Here is a 19,198-nt window from a genome sequence, read left to right on the forward strand (position 1 = left end):
TGGCGGGGCACACCCCTCGCATGAACGGAAGGCGACGCACGCGTTCGGCACTGACCAGGGCCCTGACCGTGGTGTGTGTCGTGCTGCTGTGCGTGTTCGGCGCCGGTCCGGCGGGCGCCGCGGCCGCCGAGCACCGTCCCTCCTCCACCGCGCCCCCGGCGCCCGCCGCGCCGGCCGCGCCCACTGCGCCGGCCGCACCCGCCGAGCCCACCGAGCCCGGCGAGGGCCAGTCCGATCCGGCCGCCGGCCCCGAAGCACGGGCGGCCGTACGGACGGTCGCGCGCAGCCTGACCGGCGTACGGCGGACACCGCTCGCGGTGTTTCACGTGAAACATGCGGACGGCCCGCCGTGCGGGCCCGCCGCGGGGACGGCCGATCCGGCCGCGTCCCTGCGGGCGGTACGGAGTGTGGTCCTGCGCTGCTGAGCGGGTCGAGGAGGGTCCGGCCCGACCGGCAGGGCACCCTCCAGCTCGCAGCGCAGCCCCCACACCCCCCCTGAGCACCGTGAGGTTCCGCCATGCCCATCGACCCCTACGCCGCACTGAACGCCATGCTCCGCGCCGAGGTCACCCGCTTCGCCCCGCCGGTCCACAAGGCCGAGCCGGCCGCCCCGCCGAAGACTCCGGCCGAGACCGTCGAGTCCGAGAGCGAACCGCAGCAGAACGCCACCACGGAAACGGCTGCGTAGGAGCGCGCCGCCCCTGACGTGGAGGAGCACCGGTTCCCCTGCCCTCGGCAACGGAGCGTGGTCACGTGAGGTTCGACCACGGGCACGGGAACCGGTGCCAACGTCAGTCCCGGCCCTGCGGCCCCGCGTGCGCGTGCGCGTCGGGCAGAGGTACGGACCCGGACCGGCCGAAAGTACGGCTACTTGCGGTTGTACAGCCGCATCGTGACGGGTCCGAACACCAGGACCAGGAGCCCCGACCACCCCAGTGACCAGGCGATCGCGGAGGCGGGCCACTCGCCCGCCATCAGGCCGCGCACGGTGGCCAGCATCTTCACCACGGTGGTCTTGCCGGCGCCGTTGGGGCCGAGCACGCCGTAGACGGTCCCCTCCGGGACCTTCAGGTCGACCCCGTCGACGGCCCGGTTGTCGCCGAAGACCTTGACGAGGCCGACCATCTCGATGGCGTGGCCGGCGGAAGGCGTGAGACTCAGTCCTCGCGCGTGTAGTAGCGGTAGAACGCGATCGCGCCGACGCCCACGGCGACGGCGAGGCCGACCACGACGGCCTTGAGGACGGACTGGCCGGTGAGGCTGTGCAGGTAGCCCACGGCGATGCCGCCGAAGGCCCCGTACGCGGCGGCGTGGGCCTCGCGCTTCATGCGGGGGCCGACCCGGGCCAGGCCGAACATGATCCCGGCGAAGAGCACGCCGCACAGGATCCCGTAGAAGACGTTGCCCGCGTCGACCGGGCCCGTCTGGCGCTGAATGAACGCGGCCCAGACGCCGTAGACGAGTCCGAGGAGCAGCGGGCGCGCGTAGGCGCTCTTGCTCAGGTGGGCCATGTCCGTCGACTGCCTGCTGTGCCGCCTGTGGGCGGTGGGTGCCGCATGTGCCATGACGGGCTCCTCTCTCCCATCATCCAGGGCACACCCACCGCCACCGACCGGCAAGTGGATCAACGGTCAGGGCGTGCGCACCGCCACGGCGTCGATCTCGAAGAGCATGCCGGGCAGGGCGAGCGCGGCGACCCCGATCAGGGTCTGGGCGGGCAGTTCGGTGCCCCATGTGGCGTGCAGGTGCTTGACGAGGACCTCCAGCTTCCGCTGGTCGTGGCCGACGACGTAGGTGCCGATGCGGACGACGTCGGCGGGGCCGAGGCCGACGGCCGCGAGGGCGGTGCGGAGATTGGCGAAGGCCCGCTCGACCTGGGCGGCGAAGTCGTCGGAGACGACGTGGCCGCTCTCGTCGGAGCCGTACTGGCCGGCGACGAAGACCTGCTCGCCCGGGGCGTGGACGATGTGGCTGTAGCCGTAGTCGGTCGGGGTGTGGAGTCCTGCCGGGTTGATGATGCTGCGCGTCATGCCGAGCTCCCTGTTTCCGTCTTCCGTTGCTGTTGCCGTGCCGTTGCCGATTTCCGTACGTGCGATGTGGTCTCGCTACTGCGCGGCGAGCCAGGCGCGGAGCCGCTCGGGGGCCCCGGGTGCCTGCCGTTCGGCCTGCTGCCGGATCTCGTCGAGGTTCTGGGCCGCCAGGGCCCTGCGCCAGGCCAGTTCGGCCCGGCTCATGGCGTGCGCGATGGCGCAGTCGGCGGCATCGGCCTCCGCGTCACCGGCGCCTGCACCAGCACCAGCACCGACGTCGGCACCGTCCGGGGCGCCGCCGCCGGGCCCCTGCCGGCGGATCTCCGCGCACCGGAAGGCCTCGTCGGGCCCCTCGACCGCGGCGACCACGTCCATGAGCGAGACGGCGGCGAGCGGGCGGGCCAGCCGGAAGCCGCCGCGGGGACCGGGGGTGGAGGTGACGATGCCCGCCCGGGCCAGCGCCTGGAGCTGCTTGTTGAGGTAGGCCGGGGGAAGGGCGTGCCACGCGGCGAGCCGCGCCGCCGACACGGCCCGGTCCGGGCCGCTCCAGGCCAGGTTGACGCAGCTGTGCAGCGCCCACTCGACACCCTCGCTCATCTTCATATTCTGGATATTAGATGTCCAGAATCAGGGAGGCAAGGCGCCACTCCCGCGGACGGCCCGCCACCCGCCCGCAGCAACACCGCTCGCGCCGCGGCCCGCGCGCGCTTTCCCTGGTGACGTGCGCACCATCCTGTCGGCGGTACTCATCGCGCTCGTGGCCCTGCTGGTGCCCGCGAGCGCCGTCGCGTACTGGGCCGATCACGAGCTGGGCGACGCCGACCGCTACACCGCCGCCATGTCCCCCCTGGCCGGGAATCAGGACGTGCAGCAGGTCGTCGTCACCCAGGTCACGCGCGCCCTCGCCGGGCAGATCGACGCGGGACCCTTCCAGATCGGGGTGGACGCCCTGCTCGGCGAAGCCCTGAACTCCTTCGCCGAAACCCCCGCCTACCGGACCGCCTGGGACGCGGCCAACCGCGCCGCCCACGCGGCCTTCCTCGACGCGCTGACCACCGGCCACGGCGACGCCCTCACGATCGACGTCGCGCCCGTCATCGCCCAGGTGAAGGGCGAACTCGTCGCCGACGGCGTGCCCTTCGCCGACCTCATCCCGGTGACGCACCTGTCCGTGAAGGTCATGGAGTACGACAACCTCGGCGCTCTCCGGGAAGGCTTCCGCATGCTCCAGCTCGCCGGCGTCTGGCTCCCCGCACTGACCGTGGTCCTGGCCGCGGCGGCCATCGCCATCGCCGTCCACCGGCGGCGCGCCGTGATGGCGACCGGACTGGGGCTCGCGGTCGGGGCCGTCCTGCTGTGGCTCGCGGTGGAGGTGTGCCGCCGGCTCACCCTGGACGACCTGCCCGCCGACATCGACCGGCCCGCCGCCGGGGCGGTGTACGACGCCCTCACCGCGTTCCTGCGCACCACCGCCTGGGTGGTGCTGGTCATCGGGCTCGCCGCCGCGCTCGTCGCATGGGTGATGGGCCGACTACGCCGCACCCCATAAGCTCGGAAGGTACCAACACACGCAGAACCACGCAGAAGAACCCAGAAGAACCGATTCGCGAGCGGCGGCACGGAAGCGGGATGAGCACCGAACGCACCGAACACATATCGTCGCGGCGAGCCCGGCACCATCCGCTCGCTCCCCCTTCCTGGCTGCTCCAGGGACTCAAGCCGAGCTCCGCACCGATCCCCTGGGCCGCCGTGGCCCGGGCGGCGGTCGCCCTGTCCGCCCCGCTCGCCGTCGGCTTCGCCCTGGACGAGCCGGAGTACGGCGCACTCGCCTCCATGGGCGCCCTCTCCGGCGTCATCGGCGACACCGCCGACGCCTACCGGATGCGGGTCCTCAACATCGCCGTCCCGCAGCTCTTCGGCGCCGTCGGCGTGGCCCTGGGCACCCTGGTCTACGGCAACGGCTGGCTCGCCGTCGGCGTCCTCACCCTCATCGCCCTGGTCTCCGGGATGATCTCCTCCATCGGCACGGTCGCCTCCGTGTCCGGACTGCTGCTCCTGCTCAACGCGGTGATCGGCGCCGGGATCCCGATGCCGGAGCCCTGGTGGACGGCCCCGCTGCTGCTGAGCGCGGGCGGGCTGTTCGTCCTCGCGCTCAGCCTGCTGGGCTGGCCGCTGCGCGGACGGCAGCCCGAACGCGCCGCGGTCGCCGCCACCTACCGGGCCCTGGCCGACGCCCTGGAGGCCGCCGGACGCCCCGGCTCCGCCTACGACGAGCGCCGCCTGGACGTCACCCAGGCCCTGAACCAGGCCTACGACCTGGTGCTCGGCCGCCGGGCCCGGGTACACGGGCGCAGCCCCTCACTCGTGCGGATGCTGGCCCAGCTCAATGTGGTGATCCCCCTCGTGGAGGCCGCGCCCGCCGCACACCTGCGCGGCCGGCCGCTGCCGCCCGAGATCCCGGCGGCCGTACGGTCCCTCGCCACCGCCGTCGAGGAGGGCCGCACCGGAACGCCCGTACTGGAGCTGCCCGCCGCGCACACCCCGGCCGAGCAGGCCGTCGACGGGGCCCTGCGCCACGCGGCCAGGATCGTGTACCTCGCCGAACCGGACCCGTACAACGTGGACGACCGCCTCGGCCGGCCCGCCGCGCTGCGGGTGCGGGCCCGGCGGGCCGTGCGCGACATGATGCTGTCCCGGGCCTCCTGGCGGTACGGGCTGCGCCTCGCGCTGTGCATCGGGCTCGCGCAGATCCTCGTATCGGTGATCGAGTTCGAGCGGTCCTACTGGGTCGCGCTGACCGTCACCTTCGTCCTCAAGCCCGACTTCGGCTCGGTGTTCTCCCGCGCCGTGCTGCGCGCGCTCGGCACCGCCGGCGGGCTGGTCATCGCGGCCGCCGTCCTCGCCGAGGTGCCGCGCGGCTGGGCGGTCGTGCCGGTGATGATGGTGCTCGCCGGGCTGATCCCGGCCTTCTCCGTCAAGGGGTACGCCTTCCAGACCGCCGCGATCACCCCGGTGATCCTGCTGCTCTCGGACATGCTCAACCACCAGGGCTTCGACCTGATCCGCCCCCGGCTGCTGGACAGCCTGATCGGCTGCGCCATCACCCTCGTCGCGGGGTACCTGCTGTGGCCCGAGAGCTGGCACACCCGGATCGGGGACCGGCTCGCCGACACCGTGGACGACGCCGCCCGCTACGTGGAACGGGCCTTCGCGCCGGCCGCGGACGACGCCGCGCGCGCGGCGGCGCGGACCGCCCGCCTCCAGGCCCGGCGGCGCATCTACCGGGACCTGTCGGGCGTGCGCAGCGAGTTCCAGCGGGCGCTGACGGAACCCCCGCCGACGGGCACGCGGGCCACGGCGTGGTGGCCGCTCGTGGTCGCCGTCGAGCGGATCGTGGACGCGACCACCGCCGCGCGGGTCCGGGTCAACCACGGGGCTCCGCCGCCCACGGCGGACGAGGTGGAGGGGATCGTACGGCAGCTGCGCGAACTGGCCGGGCGGGTCCGCAGCAGCACGACGCCGGTACGGGTCGAGGCGGAGCCGCAGGGCGATTCCTCGGGCGTCCTGGCCCCGGTCCACCAGGAACTCGCGGCCGCCAGAGCCATCACCCAACCGGACCCCTGACCCTGGCCGGAACGGCTTCGCGGGCCCTGCCCGCAGCCGTCCACCCAGCCCGCCCCTTCCCGAAACCGGGCTCCGCCCGGGCAAATCCAGCCCCGCCGGCGTTTGAGGCGCGGGGTCCGGGGCGGAGCCCCGGTGCGGCCGGCAGGCCGGTGTCCCGGCGGGAGCCCGCTGCGGCCGGCAGGCGGGAGCCCAAGGCGGCCGGCAGGCCGGTGGCCGGTCGGCCCGTCCCCCGGATGGGCCTGAGTCCGGGCCGGGAGCCGCCCGGCGGGAGAGCATCGGAGCATGCACCGCGCCCCCGCCGTGATCGTCCTCGCCGTGGTCCTCACGGCGTGCGCCGACGTCGAGGGCCTCCAGAGCGAGGGCGACCTCGGCACCGTGCACGCCCCGCAGAGCCTGTGGAAGGACATCCGCCCCGCCCCGCCCGAACCCGGCCAGGAGCCCGGCACGGCCGCCGTCGTCCCCGGCCTCCCCCCGGTGCCGGCCCTCAGCATGCGCGGCGTGAACGCGCTGGACGCCGTACGCGCCGACATCACCTCCGCCACCGAGCAGGACGGCGGGTCGGGCCGGCTCGTCGACCCCCGCGCCGTCCGGCGGCTCGCGCTCTGCACACAGGCTGTGGACGGCGGCGCCGACTGCCCGGTGCGGCCCCCGGTCCTGCACGACCTCACCGGCGACGGGCGGGAGGAGCTGATCACCGCCCTCGACATCGACGGCCGCCTCAGCGAGCTGCGCGTCTACACCGTCCGGGACGACGGCCGGATCGCCCGGATCCTGTCCCGGCGCGCGGTGCTGGAGGGCGTGGAGGTGGCGGCCGAGCACCTGGCGGTCCGCGAGCCGACGTCGAACTCCCAGTACGTCGGCGTCTCCGACTACGTGTGGGACCCGAAGGCCGGGATCATGAACCTGTCCCAGCTCACCCTCGACGAGTGCCCCGGCCTCACGGACGTCCCGCTGAGCGGAGACAGCCGGCGATGCGCGCGCTGAGCAGCCTGCGCTGGAAGATCGCCCTGACCACCACCATGGTGTGCTGCATGGTGGCCGCCGCACTCGGAATCCTCGTGCACAACGTGGTCGCCCGGCAGATCGTCGGGGAGGTCCGCAAGGAGGCGGACACGGAGCTGGACCACGCCCTCGGCCACTACGAGTACGGCACCGCGCACGGCGACGTGAACGCCGCCCTGGACCCGCCCGACCTGCCCGCACGCCTGCGCGCGCTCGTCGCCCGCGGCCAGACCGGCAGCATGGTCGGTGAGCAGAAGGACGAGCCCGTCATGTGGGCGGCCGGGCCCGCCGACGACAAGGCCCTCGCGGTCTGGCTCCCGTACGGGAGCACCCGCGACCGGCTGCGGGACATCGACGCCGCGATCCTGGCCTCCTCGGCGCTCGCGGCCGGCGTGGTGGCCCTGGCCGGCCTGTTCCTCGCCGACCGGATCAGCCGGCGGCTCGCGACGACGGCCGCCGTGGCCCGCCGGATCAGCGCCGGAGACCTGGACGCCCGGGTGGGCTTCCCGGCCGACGGGGACGATCCGGGGCCGGGCGGCACCCGGGACGAGGTACGGGACGTGGCACACGCGCTGGACTCGATGGCCGGGTCGCTGCAGGACCGGCTGGAGGCGGAGAAGCGCTTCACCGCGGACGTCGCGCACGAGCTGCGCACCCCGCTGACCGGCTCGCTCGCCGCGGCGTCGCTGCTGCCCGAGGGCCGCCCCAAGGAGATGATCAACGACCGGCTCAAGGCCCTTCACCTGCTGACCGAGGACCTGCTGGAGATCTCCCGGCTGGACTCGGGCGTCGAACGTGCCGACCTGGCCCGGGTGGAACTCGGCCGGGCGGTGGAACGGGCCGTCGCGGCGGCCGGGCCCGGCGCCTCGGTCCGGGTGATCCGGGACGCGGTGGTGCTCACCGACCGGCGCCGCCTGGACCGGATCCTGGCCAACCTGCTGGCCAACGCCCACAAGCACGGCCGCCCGCCCGTCGAGGTGACCGTGGAGGGCCCGGTGGTGGCGGTCCGCGACCACGGGCCCGGGTACCCGCCCGAGCTGATCGAGCAGGGCCCGCAGCGCTTCCGCACCGGGGACCCGGGACGCGGGCGCGGCCACGGGCTGGGGCTCACGATCGTGGTGGGGCAGGCGGCGGTGCTGGAGATCGCGCTGAGCTTCGCCAACGCGCCGGACGGCGGCGCGCTGACGACGCTCGCTCTTCCCGTCGGGCGGCTGCCGGACGGGAGTTGACCGCGACGGGCCGATGCTTCACGCGAGCTGTGTTTCACGTGAAACATCGACCCAACAACGGGATCAGACGCCGATGTTCTTGCCGTCCTTGCGCCAGACCGAGACGACGGCCGGGCGGACGATCTTGCCGGGGCCGTCGGGCCACACCGACTGCGGCTTCTCGACGGACGCGCCGTCGATCTCGCCCGGGTGCTGGACGGCGACCAGGACGCGCTTGTCCTGGATGACCGGGCCGCAGGTCTCGGCGCCGCGCGGCACCGTCAGGAACTGCTTCAGCTCACCGCGGCGCTCACCGGCCGTCGCGACGCCGAACAGGCCGTCGTGGGAGCCGAGCTGGTTGCCGTCCGTGGAGATCCACAGGTTGCCGTGCGGGTCGAAGGCCACGTTGTCCGGGCAGGAGATCGGGCTGACCTTGTCCTTCGGGAAGCCCGCGAAGTAGGTCGCCGGGTCGTTCGGGTCGCCCGCGACCAGGAAGAGCCGCCAGGCGAAGCCGTCGCCGGCCGGGTCGTCGAAGTTCTCGGCGAGCTCCAGGATCTGGCCGTGCTTGTTCAGGTTGCGCGGGTTGGCCTCGGTCGCCCCCTCCGCCTTGCCGGGCTTGCCGCGGTCGGTGTTGTTCGTCAGCGCGACGTAGACGCGGCCGGTGCGCGGGGAGGGCTCGACGTCCTCGGGGCGGTCCATCTTGGTGGCGCCCACCTTGTCGGCGGCCTGGCGTGTGAAGACGTACACCTCGTCGGCGGTCATGCCCTCGACGTGCGAGACGTTGCCGGTGGCGAGCTTGATCCACACGCCGGAGCCGTCGAACTCACCGTCGGTGGGGAGCTTGCCGGAGCCGTCGAGCTCGGCGGCCGGGGAGTCGCCGGTGAGCTTCGCGACGTAGAGGGTGCCCTCGTCGAGCAGCGTGAGGTTGTGCTCCTTCGCCGCGCGCGAATTGCCCTTCTTCATCTGCTTCGACGAGACGAACTTGTAGAAGTAGTCGAAGCGCTCGTCGTCGCCCATGTAGACGACCGGACGGCCGTCCTCGGTCAGGCGGGGCTGCGCGGCCTCGTGCTTGAAGCGGCCGAGCGCGGTGCGCTTGCGCGGGACGGAGTTCACGTCGTACGGGTCCAGCTCGACGACCCAGCCGTGGCGGTGGGACTCGTTGGGCTCCTGGGCCACGTCGAAGCGCTTGTCGAACCGCTCCCACTTGCGCTCGGTGGCGCCGGTGGTCATGCCGTAGCGCTTCAGACGGGCGGCCTGGACGGGTTCGGTGACCTGGCCGGCGTTGCCGAAGTACTGGTTGAAGTTCTCCTCGCCGTGCAGGGTGGTGCCCCACGGGGTCGTGCCGCCGGCGCAGTTGTTGAGGGTGCCGAGCACCTTCGTGCCGGAGGGGTCGACCGAGGTCTTCAGCAGGGCGCTGCCCGCGGCCGGACCGGTCATCCGGAACTCGCTGGTGGCGGTCAGACGGCGGTTGAGGTGGTGGCGGCTCACCGCGGTCAGCTTGCCGCTGCGGTGGTCCTCCTGGACGACGACCACGGACAGGCCGTGCGCGGCCCAGGCGATCTCGACCTGCTCGCGGGTCGGGTTGGCCGGGTCGTACGCCTTGAACATGAGGTGCTCGTCGGTGTACTCGTGGTTGGCCACGAGCAGCTGCTGGCGCTCGTAGTCGCCACCGAGCGGGAGCAGGCTCAGGAAGTCGTTGTTGTAGCCGAACTGACCGGCCTGCGCGGCAGCGGTCTGCTTGTCGGGGTTGAAGCCCGGGGCGCCCTTGACGATCGGGTCGCCCCAGCGGATCACGACATTCTGGTCGTGGCCCTCGGGGACGGTGACCTTGTCGTCGGTGTTCGGCGCGACGGACTTGAAGCGCAGACCACGGGCGGCCTCGCCGTTCTTGCCGGCGCGGGCGGCGTCGGCCTCGCCGGCGGGGGTGGCGCTGGCGGTCTGGCCCGGGCCGCTGAGGGCCACGGCGGTACCAGCGGCGGTGGCGACCGTCACGACGGCGGCGGAACGCAGCATCGAGCGGCGGGAGTAGGCGCGGGCTATGACGTCGCCGACGTACTCGTTGTCGCTTGTGTTCGGCACCTCGTGGAAGCAGGCGTCGCCACAGCGGTAACGACAGGTGAGAGCGGACCGGCCGCTCCCATGCGGGTTGCCGATGAACGGCAGAAGCTTGCGCACGAGTGTCCTCCGAGTAGCTGCGTGGGCGCCGACAACGTGTCGGAACAATCCAGCCGCGACGCTAGGCCCGGGTTGCGCCGAAGCGGCGGCGCGGGGATGAACGGTCGGTGAACCCGGCACGTCGGTGCGGCAGTTCGCGGGCGGTGTGGGTGCCTTTGGGAGCCGGACGCCACGAAAGGCGCCCCTGCCGAAGATCCAGCCGGGCGGCCGATAACCTTACGTGTCCACTCTGGGCAGGGATCATCCGCGCAGCACGGACAAATGACGCACGCACTCATGCGAAAGGCCTGGCCCATGGGTATTCGGAGCTTGTTGCGCAAGGTGTTCGGACGGTCTGAAGAACCCGTTCCGGACACTACGGACGCCCCCTCGGCCGCTGTCCCCAACCAGGCGGAACGTACGCCCCTGGACGTGGCTGCCGAACTGGTGGCGGCGTCCTTCGACAACCCCACTGTTCCCCCTCAGTCCGCTCCCCGGGACCGGGAGTCCGGCACGGTCCTCACGGCCCCCGCGCCGGCGGCGGACCCGACGGTGCCGGAAGCCCGCCGTGCGCCTGCGGCGAAGCCCGGCCCGGACAACCCGTCGCCCGCGACGGAGGCGGAACCGGCTGCCGCCAAGGCGGAGTCGGCTACCGCCGAGACCGCCCCGAAGGCGGACATTCCGCCCGCTGCGGAGCCCACCACCTCACCGGAGGCGGAGCCGGCTACCGCCGAGGCGCATGACGAGCCTTTGGCAGAACCGGCTGCCGCCGAGGCCACCGCGCCCGAAACGGAGCCGACTGCCGCCGGGGCGACCACGCCGGAGGCGGACGCCGCCGCTGCGGAGCAGCCCGAGGCCGACACCGCGCCCGAGGCCGTCGCGCCGCAGGCGCAGGCGGACGAGCCCGCCGCTACCGCGCCCGAGGCGCCGGAGACGGCTGCCGCCGAGGCCATCGCACCCGAAGCGGAGCCGGCGGCCGCCGAGACGACCGCGCCGGAGGCGCAGGACGAGGCCGCCGCCGAGCCGGTCGCCGCCGAGGCCACCGCGCCGGAGGCGGACACCGCCCCCGCTGCGGAGCAGCCCGAGGCCGAAGCCGCGCCCGAGGCCACCGCGCCGCAGGCGCAGGACGTTTCTGCGGACGAGCCCGCCACCACGCCGGAGGCGCAGCCCGAGGCCGAACCGGCGGCGGCCGAAGCCACCGCCGCGGAGCAGTCCGAGGCTGAGAGCGAGGCCGCGGCGCAGGCTGAGGACGAGGCCGTCGTCGAGCCGGTCGCCGCCGAGGCCACCGCGCCCGAGGCGCAGGACGAGGCCGTCGTCGAGCCGGTCGCCGCCGAGGCCGAGGCCGAGGTCGAGGCCGAGGCCGAGGTCGAGGTCGAGGTCGAGGCCGAGGCCGAGGTCGAGGTCGAGGCCGAGGCCGAGGTCGAGGTCGAGGCGGAGGCCGACGCCCTGGCCGCGGAGGAGGAGGCCGCTGACGGGCCCGCGCAGGCGTTGGCCGTCGTGCGGCGGCGCGCGCCCGAGGTCCTCGCCGCGTACAAGGCCGCCGGCCAGGTGCTCCGCGGCAAGGGCAAGCCCGGGGCGCGCGCGAAGGTGTATCTCGTCCTGGACCGGTCCGGGTCGATGCGCGGGTTCTACAAGGACGGCAGCGCCCAGTACCTCGCCGACCACGCCCTCGCCCTCGCCGCGCACCTCGACGACGAGGCGACCGTGCACACCGTGTTCTTCTCCACGGAGGTGGACGGCACCGCCGACCTGTCCCTCGACGGGCACGACGGGGCCTGGGTCGAGGCCCGCCACGCCGAGCTCGGCCGGATGGGCCGCACCAGCTACCACGTGGCCGTCGAGGCCGTCCTCGAGCGCTACCAGAAGGACGGCGGCGAGGGCCCGGCCCTGGTCGTCTTCCAGACGGACGGCGCGCCCGACAACCGCCAGCCCGCCCGGCAGGCCCTGACCGACGCGGCCGGCTCGGCTCCGGACGTCCACTGGCAGTTCGTCGCCTTCGGCGACCACGATGCCAAGGCCTTCGACTTCCTGCGCAAGCTGGACGCCGAGAACGCCGGCTTCTTCCACGCCGGCCCCGCCCCCGCCGAGCTGACCTCCGCCGCCCTCCTCAAGGGCATCCTGGAGCGCTTCTAGGGAAAACGGCCCCTGGGCCGGAGAACGAACGACCGAAGGGCCCGGGATCATCAGATCCCGGGCCCTTCGTCACGACCGGTCCGACTACCGCGCGGCGTCCGGGTGGACGGCCTCGGCGATCGGCTTGGCGTCGGCCGGCTTCGTCTCGACCGGCTTGCGCAGCGCGATGTTCAGCTCGCGCAGACGGGCCTCCTCCAGCACCGTCGGCGCGCCCATCATCAGGTCCTGCGCGTTGCCGTTCAGCGGGAAGGCGATCGTCTCGCGGATGTTCGGCTCGTCGGCCAGCAGCATCACGATGCGGTCCACGCCCGGGGCGATGCCACCGTGCGGCGGGGCGCCCAGGCGGAACGCGCGCAGCATGCCCGCGAACTCGCGCTCGACGGTCTCGGCCTCGTACCCGGCGATCTCGAAGGCCTTCAGCATGACCTCGGGCTCGTGGTTGCGGATGGCGCCGGAGGACAGCTCGATGCCGTTGCAGACGATGTCGTACTGCCAGGCCAGGATGTCGAGCGGGTCCTTCTCCTCCAGGTCCTTCATGCCGCCCTGAGGCATGGAGAAGGGGTTGTGGGAGAAGTCGATCTTGCCGGTCTCCTCGTCCTTCTCGTACATCGGGAAGTCGACGATCCAGCAGAAGCGGAAGACGTTCTCCTCGAACTGGCCGGCACGCTTGGCCGCCTCGACGCGAACGCCGGACATGATCTTGGAGACCTCGTCGAAGTCGCCCGCGCCGAAGAACACGGCGTGGCCGGGGACCAGGCCCAGGCGCTCGGTGAGGACCTTGAGGTTCTTCTCGGTGAGGAACTTGGCGATCGGGCCGGTCAGCCCGCCGTCCTCGCCCACCCGCACCCAGGCCAGGCCCTTGGCGCCCAGCGAGATCGCGTACTCGCCGAGGCCGTCGAAGAACTTGCGCGGCTGCGCGGCGGTGTCCGGGACGGCCAGGGCGCGCACGTGCTTGCCGGCGAACGCCTTGAACTCCGAGCCCTCGAACACGTCGGTGATGTCGACGAGCTCCAGCTTGGCGCGCAGGTCGGGCTTGTCGTTGCCGTACTTCAGCATCGACTCGCGGAACGGGATCCGCGGGAACGGCGAGGTGACCTCGCGACCGTTGCCGAACTCGGTGAAGAGCTCGGTCATCAGGCGCTCGATCGGCTGGAAGACGTCCTCCTGCTCGACGAAGGACATCTCCACGTCGAGCTGGTAGAACTCGCCCGGCGAACGGTCGGCGCGGGCGTCCTCGTCGCGGAAGCAGGGCGCGATCTGGAAGTAGCGGTCGAAGCCGGAGATCATCAGCAGCTGCTTGAACTGCTGCGGGGCCTGCGGCAGGGCGTAGAACCTGCCCGGGTTCAGGCGGGACGGCACCACGAAGTCACGGGCGCCCTCGGGGGAGGTCGCGGTGAGGATCGGGGTCGCCATCTCGTTGAAGCCGAGGGCCACCATCTTGTGACGGATCGCGGCGATCACGGCCGAGCGCAGCATGATGTTGCGGTGCATGCGCTCGCGGCGCAGGTCGAGGAAGCGGTACTCCAGGCGCCGCTCCTCGTTCACACCGTCGTCGGTGTTGATCGTGAAGGGCAGCGGGGCGGCCGCGCCGAGCACCTCGACCTCGGCGACCTCGATCTCGATCTCGCCGGTCGGCAGCTCCGGGTTGACGTTGTCCGCGCCGCGGGAGACGACCTTGCCGTCGATGCGGACGACCGTCTCCTTCGTGACGCTGCTCAGCGCCTCGTTGGCGGCGGTGCCGGGCCGGGCGACCAGCTGCGTGATGCCGTAGTGGTCCCGCAGATCGATGAAGAGGATGCCGCCCAGGTCTCGACGGTTGTGCAGCCAGCCGCTCAGTCGGACGTCGGCGGCGACGTCAGAGGCGCGGAGCTCGCCGCAGGTGTGGGACCTGTACCGATGCATCAGTCATCCAGTTCTACGCGATACCAGGGTGGATTCAACCGTCCCAAGGTTACCGTCCGGGATGGTCACGGGTCGGGCACTCCCTCCAGCCTGCGCAAATGCGTCCGGCGGCTGCCCGAACAGGCACGTAACGGATATGACCTGTAAAGATGGCCGGGTGCGCACCGAGGACGTCCTGGCCGCCATCGCGACGGGCCTGTGGCGGTGGGACAACGCCTCCGGGACGGTCACGCTCGACAGCGAGGCCGCCCGGCTCCTCGGGCTGCCCGCCGAGCCCGTGGTGCTGCCGGAGGTCTCCGTACGCTCCCGCTTCCACCCGGTCGACTGGAACGAGATCAACGGGATCGTGAACCTGGCCGTGGCCGAGGGCACGCTCGCCGAGGCCCGGCTCAGGATCATGGACGTGGACGGCCGGGTCCTGCGGACCGTGCGCAGCCGCTCCAAACCGCTGGAGAACCGGTCGGCAGGGGGGTCCCCCCGGACGGAGTCTGGGGGAGGGACCCCGGACTACGAGCTGATCGGCACCATCCAGGAGATCGCCGAGCCCCAGCCCGGCACCACGGCCGCGCACACCCCCATCACGGGCGACTGGCGGCGCTCCCGTGAGGCCTTCCTGCTGGACGCGGGACGGGCGCTGGCGGAGGCCCGGTCCACGGCGGAGGTGCTGCGGGTCGCGGCCTCGCTGTCGATGCCGGGCTTCAACCCGGACGGGCTGGCCGTCTTCGGTGTGGCCGGGGACCGGCTGTCGATCATCGGACACCACGGGCACGATCCGGGGGACGAGGGCCCCTTCACGGACATGCCGCTGGACACCGACTACCCGGCCGCGGAGGTCGTCCGTACCGGCCGGGCCATCTACCTGCCCACCCCCGAGGACTACAAACGGCGCTTCCCGGCCGCCTGGCCGCTCGCCCAGCGCTTCGACCGGGTGTCCTGGGCCTTCCTGCCGCTGATCGTGGCCGGGCGGACCATGGGCGCCTGGATGGCCGCGTTCAAGCACCCCGCGTCCTTCTCCCCCGACGAGCGGTCCGTGCTGACGACCGTGGCCCGGATGCTCGCGCAGGCGCTCCAGCGCGCCGGCGTGGCCGAATCCGAGCGGGAACTCACCACCGGCCTCCAACGGTCGATGATGCCGCAGCTCGGCCCGGAGATCCCCGGCATGCGGATCGCGGCCCGGTACGTCCCGACGGGCGGCGGCCTCCAGGTCGGCGGCGACTGGTACGACATGATCCCGCTGCCGTCGGGCCGGTTCGCGCTGGTCATCGGCGACGTGCAGGGCCACGACGTCCGGGCGGCCGGCCTGATGGGCCAGCTGCGGATCGCCGTGCGGGCGTACGCGTCCGAGGGCCACCGCCCGGACGCGGTGCTCTCCCGCGCCTCCCGCTTCCTCGCAGGGCTGTGCTCCTCGCACGAGTCCGACCCGTACGAGGGCGCCGACGTCGACGCGGACTTCCAGAGCCCGCGGTTCGCGACCTGCCTGTACGTGGAGTGCGACCCGAAGACCGGCATGCTGGAGGTGGCCCGCGCCGGCCACCCCGACCCCGCGATCCGGATGACGGACGGCACCGTCATGATGCGCCCCACCGCGGGCGGACTCCCCCTCGGGATCGTCCCCGACACCGACTACCCCACCACCCGGTTCACCCTGGAACCCGGCGAGACGATGATGCTCTGCACCGACGGCCTCATCGAGACCGGCGGGCACGACCTGGACACCGGCTGGGCGCGGCTGCGCACGGTCCTGGAGTCGGACACGCACCTGCCCGAGGGCGGCCAGGGCGGCCAAGGCGCCGGGCAGTTCGAGGCACCGCACCTCGAAAGACTGGCCGACCTGCTGGTCCAGGCCGTGCACGGACCGTCCTCGCACCACACCACCGGCCCGCTGGCCGACCGGCGCGAGGACGACATAGCCGTGGTGCTGCTGTGCCGCGAGGGCGAGGGCTGCGGCTGCGGCACCCCGCTGCTGCACCCGGCCCGCCCCGCGCGCCGCACGGTACTGACGGTGGCCCAGGCGGAACCGGAACGGATCGCGGGCGCCCGCCGGCAGATCCGCGAGCTGCTGCACGACTGGGCCGACGCCGACCAGGTCGACTCGGCGGTGCTGATGGTCTCCGAGATGGTGACGAACGTACTGACGCACACCGACGGCGACGCGCTGCTGGTCGCGGAGGCGGTGGGCGAGCTGGGCGTGCGGCGGCTGCGCATCGAGGTCGCGGACTCCAGCGACGAGCTCCCGCACAAGCGGCACCCGGGCGAGATGTCGTCCAGCGGCCGCGGGGTGCTGCTGATGGAGATGCTGGCCGACGGCTGGGGCGTGGACCCGCGCGGCGAGGGCAAGTCGATCTGGTTCGAGCTGCACGAACAGGCGAAGGCGGACACCGAACCGGCGCTCTAGCCCGGGGCGGGCGCGGCGGACCGTGATGGGATACAGCGGTGTCGCCTGGTCCGCCGTCGCGCTGCTCGTCACCGCGGTCCTCGCCGTCGGCGTATGGCTGTGCATCGTCTTCCAGACCGCCGTCACGCCCGTACTGCTGGCCGTGCTCGGCACCGCCCTGCTCGGGCCGATGCACCGGCGCCTGGTCCGGATGAAGATGAACCGCTCGCTCGCCGCGGCCCTGACCTGCCTCGCGGTGGTCGCCGTCGTCGGCGGCGCCACGTACATCGTCGTCCTCGCACCCTCGTCGCCTTCGCCGACCGGGGCTGGGTCATCGGGCTGTGGGCGCTGGGCCTGGTGCTCCTGGTCCAGATGATCGAGGGGTACATACTGCAGCGCGTGGTGCAGAGCCGCACGGTGCAGAGCACCCGGCCGTGGTGATGCCGGCCATCACCGCCGGGGCGAGCGTCGCCGGGATCCTGGGGATGCTGCTGGCGGTCCCGCTGACGGCGGCCGTCTTCGGGGTGATCTCGGAACTGCGGGCCCAGTACTCGGAAGCCGAGGAAGCCGGGGCACGGCGAAAGCCGAGGGTCCGGGTCGCGCCGGATGGCGAATATTTTCGGCCAACCCCGAAGCGGTCCCCGATCATCCGTTCGCGGAGAATCGGGGACCGTCGCATTTCCTGCAGGCGCTCTCCTGCGACTATGGCGAAATGGATCATTACACCTGTGAACGTCCGCGCGGGCGGGGGAAGAAGCATTCCGGCCGCTCTCGGCCGGATCCCCGATGTCCCCTGGCACGAAATAAATGTTCGTGCCATCGTCTCTCTCCGGACCGGGGGGATCCGAACGCTGGAATTCCTCTCGGGCTGCACATGAACGTGTCCGATCATCAAAGAGGAGACAGCGTGCGCAAGGCAGCAAAGCTCAGCGCGGTGGCGCTTTCCACCGTTGCGATCGTCATGGGGTCGGTCACCGCCGCCCACGCCGGCGACTACACCGAGGACGGGGTGCGGATCCGCGCCAACTCCACGACCACGTCGGCGATCAACGGCCTCGGCTACCGGAGCCACACCATCACGCCCATCTGCTACAAGGCGGGCACCGTCATCAACGGCAACAAGTGGTGGGACAAGCACCGCAACAACAACACCAGCGTCACCGGCTACAGCTCGATGACCCTGCTCACCAAGTGGGCCAAGACCCCCTGCTGATCAGGCGCCCGCGCGTACCCGGGGCCGGGACCGCTGGAATCGGTCCCGGCCCCGGGCGCGCCGGGCAGTGTACGGCCCCCGTCCCACCACGGAAAGGCTGATCGTGCTCCACGCGCGCCAACGGCTGCCCCTGCTGATCGCCGGCGCCGTCGCGGCCGCGGCGCTCAGCGCCTGCACCGCCGACCCGGCAGGCCCGGAACAGGGCGGATCGGCCGGGCCCTCGGCCGAACCACAGGTGACCGTCAGCCCGCAGCCGGACCCCGCGAACGCCACGCTCCCCCTCGACGCCTACTCGTTCGACAAGGCGCAGCAAAAGGTGATGGAGCAGGCGCAGGACATCCTCACCGAATCCTGTATGCGTCGCGTCGGATTCGCCTCCTTCAAGAATTCGAGTACCTACGCCAACACCACCGCCAAGCCGACCACCAGCGGAATCGGCCTGGTGGATGCGGAATCCGCGAAGAAATCCGGTTACCGGTCCGGCGCATTACCGGACCGCGGATCGGAGGCCGGTACCAAACGCGATCCGAACGAGACGGCCGCCCTCTTCGGAGCGCAGGACGGGGCGCCGCCGTACCCCGGAGCTCCTGAAGGCGGCTGCTCGGGCGAGGCCACCCGCAAGCTGTATCCGAAGAGCACCGAGAGCGGCACCAAACTGCTCGACGAACTCGTCCAGCAGGCCGGCGACCGGGCCCGGGGCGACAGCCGGATCACCGCGGGCATCACCCAGTGGAGCACCTGCATGCGCGAGGCGGGCTTCCAGGTGAGCAACCCCTGGGAGCTCCAGCAGATGGAGGGCACCCGATGGACCGGGCCGGTCACCTCCGAGGAGATCACCGCCGCCACCACGGACGTGTCCTGCAAGCAGCGGACCAAGCTCACCGACACCTGGACGGCCGTCCTCACCGCCTACCAGAACGGCCTGGTCGAACGTCACAAGGAGGGCCTGGACCAGGAGAAGAAGCGCCTGGGCGAGCAGGTCAGGTTCGCCCAGAAGGTCCTCCAGGACGGTTCCGCGTGAGGGCCCCGGCAGCCGTTCTGCCCGCGTCGCTGCTGGTCCTGGTACTGGCCCTGGCGACCGGGTGCACGAAGGCCGCCTCCGGCACCCCCGGGGCGGACGACCCGCCCCGCTCCTCGGCCGGGCCGCCGAGCGCGGACGTGACGCGGGCGTACGACACGTACTGGACCACCTGGCTCGCGGCGAACCGGACACCCGACCCACAGGATCCGGGCCTGGAACAGGTGGCCGCCGGAAGGCAGTTGCGGGAGCTGCGCGACAACCTGGCCCAGTCGAAGGAGTCGGGGCAGGTCCTGCTCGGCGAGGTCGGCCACCGCGTCACCGGTATGGAGACGACCGGCGAGCACACCCGGGTGGTGCACGACTGCGTCGACCTGGACCGCTGGCTGATCCACGATTCCGCGACCGGCCGGCCGATCGACCAGCTGGAGGACAAGCCCTCCCAGCAGGGTGCCTTCACCATGATCCGCGAACGTGAGGGCGCCCCCTGGAAGGTCGGCTCGGTCGACGTACTCGGCGAGAACTGTTGAAACGAGAAGT

At 72.4% G+C, this 19,198-nt stretch carries 16 protein-coding genes and 2 pseudogenes; 12 read left to right on the top strand and 6 right to left on the bottom strand.

The window, feature by feature from the left end:
• Positions 1 to 20: 20 nt before the first annotated feature.
• On the top strand, positions 21 to 425 hold the full coding sequence (locus OG534_RS17605; RefSeq protein WP_326594046.1) for a hypothetical protein: 405 nt from the start codon (positions 21 to 23) through the stop codon (positions 423 to 425).
• Positions 426 to 517: 92 nt separating this feature from the next.
• Complete coding sequence (locus OG534_RS17610) at positions 518 to 688, top strand: hypothetical protein (RefSeq protein ID WP_326594049.1); 171 nt, start codon at positions 518 to 520, stop codon at positions 686 to 688.
• 279 nt (positions 689 to 967) lie between these two features.
• On the opposite strand, the pseudogene OG534_RS17615 reads toward OG534_RS17610, so the two are convergent.
• The 4 genes and pseudogenes from OG534_RS17615 to OG534_RS17630 form a co-directional block, all read right to left on the bottom strand.
• Positions 968 to 1,125 (bottom strand): annotated as a pseudogene (locus OG534_RS17615) (ATP-binding cassette domain-containing protein); the annotation flags it as partial.
• 32 nt (positions 1,126 to 1,157) lie between these two features.
• Complete coding sequence (locus OG534_RS17620; protein WP_326589006.1) at positions 1,158 to 1,565, bottom strand: hypothetical protein; 408 nt, start codon at positions 1,563 to 1,565, stop codon at positions 1,158 to 1,160.
• Positions 1,566 to 1,631: 66 nt separating this feature from the next.
• Positions 1,632 to 2,030, bottom strand: coding sequence for a RidA family protein (locus OG534_RS17625; protein ID WP_326589007.1), 399 nt, complete (start codon positions 2,028 to 2,030; stop codon positions 1,632 to 1,634).
• 75 nt (positions 2,031 to 2,105) lie between these two features.
• Positions 2,106 to 2,627, bottom strand: coding sequence for an RrF2 family transcriptional regulator (locus OG534_RS17630; RefSeq protein ID WP_326589008.1), 522 nt, complete (start codon positions 2,625 to 2,627; stop codon positions 2,106 to 2,108).
• A gap of 124 nt (positions 2,628 to 2,751) precedes the next feature.
• Here OG534_RS17630 and OG534_RS17635 point away from each other — a divergent pair, with 124 nt between their 5' ends.
• The 4 genes from OG534_RS17635 (at position 2,752) to OG534_RS17650 (ending at position 7,885) form a co-directional block, all read left to right on the top strand.
• Positions 2,752 to 3,579 (top strand): hypothetical protein, encoded by an 828-nt coding sequence (locus OG534_RS17635; protein ID WP_326589009.1) that lies wholly within the window; start codon positions 2,752 to 2,754, stop codon positions 3,577 to 3,579.
• 80 nt (positions 3,580 to 3,659) lie between these two features.
• The gene (locus OG534_RS17640; RefSeq protein ID WP_326589010.1) at positions 3,660 to 5,654 is read left to right on the top strand and encodes an FUSC family protein; all 1,995 of its coding nucleotides are present in this window, start codon (positions 3,660 to 3,662) and stop codon (positions 5,652 to 5,654) included.
• Between the two features lie 282 nt (positions 5,655 to 5,936).
• Positions 5,937 to 6,638, top strand: coding sequence for a hypothetical protein (locus tag OG534_RS17645; protein WP_326589011.1), 702 nt, complete (start codon positions 5,937 to 5,939; stop codon positions 6,636 to 6,638).
• Entirely contained in the window at positions 6,626 to 7,885 is a 1,260-nt protein-coding gene (locus tag OG534_RS17650) for a HAMP domain-containing sensor histidine kinase (RefSeq protein WP_326589012.1), read from the top strand. Before OG534_RS17645 ends, OG534_RS17650 begins: the two co-directional genes overlap by 13 nt.
• Before the next feature lie 63 nt (positions 7,886 to 7,948).
• Here the strand turns inward: OG534_RS17650 and OG534_RS17655 are convergent, their stop codons facing one another.
• Complete coding sequence (locus OG534_RS17655) at positions 7,949 to 10,039, bottom strand: PhoX family protein (RefSeq protein ID WP_326589013.1); 2,091 nt, start codon at positions 10,037 to 10,039, stop codon at positions 7,949 to 7,951.
• A 411-nt stretch (positions 10,040 to 10,450) separates the two neighbouring features.
• Here OG534_RS17655 and OG534_RS17660 point away from each other — a divergent pair, with 411 nt between their 5' ends.
• Positions 10,451 to 12,151 carry a VWA domain-containing protein gene (locus tag OG534_RS17660; RefSeq protein ID WP_326589014.1) on the top strand — a complete coding sequence of 567 codons (1,701 nt, stop codon included), beginning with the start codon at positions 10,451 to 10,453 and terminating at the stop codon, positions 12,149 to 12,151.
• Positions 12,152 to 12,235: 84 nt separating this feature from the next.
• Here OG534_RS17660 and aspS read toward each other — a convergent pair whose 3' ends face one another.
• Entirely contained in the window at positions 12,236 to 14,053 is a 1,818-nt protein-coding gene (gene aspS, locus OG534_RS17665) for an aspartate--tRNA ligase (protein WP_326589015.1), read from the bottom strand.
• A 157-nt stretch (positions 14,054 to 14,210) separates the two neighbouring features.
• Between aspS and OG534_RS17670 the strand changes: the two genes are divergently transcribed.
• From OG534_RS17670 to OG534_RS17690, 5 genes and pseudogenes are all read left to right on the top strand, one after another.
• A complete protein-coding gene (locus OG534_RS17670; protein WP_326593680.1) occupies positions 14,211 to 16,448 on the top strand; it encodes an ATP-binding SpoIIE family protein phosphatase in 2,238 nt (745 codons plus the stop codon).
• A gap of 25 nt (positions 16,449 to 16,473) precedes the next feature.
• Positions 16,474 to 16,990, top strand: a pseudogene (locus tag OG534_RS17675) (AI-2E family transporter); the annotation flags it as partial.
• A gap of 344 nt (positions 16,991 to 17,334) precedes the next feature.
• A complete protein-coding gene (locus tag OG534_RS17680; RefSeq protein WP_326589016.1) occupies positions 17,335 to 17,640 on the top strand; it encodes a hypothetical protein in 306 nt (101 codons plus the stop codon).
• 103 nt (positions 17,641 to 17,743) lie between these two features.
• The gene (locus tag OG534_RS17685; protein WP_326589017.1) at positions 17,744 to 18,661 is read left to right on the top strand and encodes a hypothetical protein; all 918 of its coding nucleotides are present in this window, start codon (positions 17,744 to 17,746) and stop codon (positions 18,659 to 18,661) included.
• Positions 18,658 to 19,188: a hypothetical protein gene (locus OG534_RS17690; protein ID WP_326589018.1), complete on the top strand. Its 531-nt coding sequence runs from the start codon at positions 18,658 to 18,660 to the stop codon at positions 19,186 to 19,188. Before OG534_RS17685 ends, OG534_RS17690 begins: the two co-directional genes overlap by 4 nt.
• The last annotated feature ends 10 nt before the right edge of the window (positions 19,189 to 19,198 follow it).

Origin of the sequence: Streptomyces sp. NBC_01294, assembly GCF_035917235.1 — a bacterium.
In the GTDB taxonomy this organism is placed as follows: domain Bacteria; phylum Actinomycetota; class Actinomycetes; order Streptomycetales; family Streptomycetaceae; genus Streptomyces; species Streptomyces caledonius.

Excerpts from the sequence above, each read along its gene's own strand:
- OG534_RS17605 (WP_326594046.1), top strand. The coding sequence starts at position 21 with ATGAACGGAAGGCGACGCACGCGTTCGGCACTGACCAGGGCCCTGACC.
- OG534_RS17610 (WP_326594049.1), top strand. The coding sequence starts at position 518 with ATGCCCATCGACCCCTACGCCGCACTGAACGCCATGCTCCGCGCCGAG.
- OG534_RS17620 (WP_326589006.1), bottom strand. The coding sequence starts at position 1,565 with ATGGCACATGCGGCACCCACCGCCCACAGGCGGCACAGCAGGCAGTCG.
- OG534_RS17625 (WP_326589007.1), bottom strand. The coding sequence starts at position 2,030 with ATGACGCGCAGCATCATCAACCCGGCAGGACTCCACACCCCGACCGAC.
- OG534_RS17630 (WP_326589008.1), bottom strand. The coding sequence starts at position 2,627 with ATGAGCGAGGGTGTCGAGTGGGCGCTGCACAGCTGCGTCAACCTGGCC.
- OG534_RS17640 (WP_326589010.1), top strand. The coding sequence starts at position 3,660 with ATGAGCACCGAACGCACCGAACACATATCGTCGCGGCGAGCCCGGCAC.
- OG534_RS17645 (WP_326589011.1), top strand. The coding sequence starts at position 5,937 with ATGCACCGCGCCCCCGCCGTGATCGTCCTCGCCGTGGTCCTCACGGCG.
- OG534_RS17650 (WP_326589012.1), top strand. The coding sequence starts at position 6,626 with ATGCGCGCGCTGAGCAGCCTGCGCTGGAAGATCGCCCTGACCACCACC.
- aspS (WP_326589015.1), bottom strand. The coding sequence starts at position 14,053 with ATGCATCGGTACAGGTCCCACACCTGCGGCGAGCTCCGCGCCTCTGAC.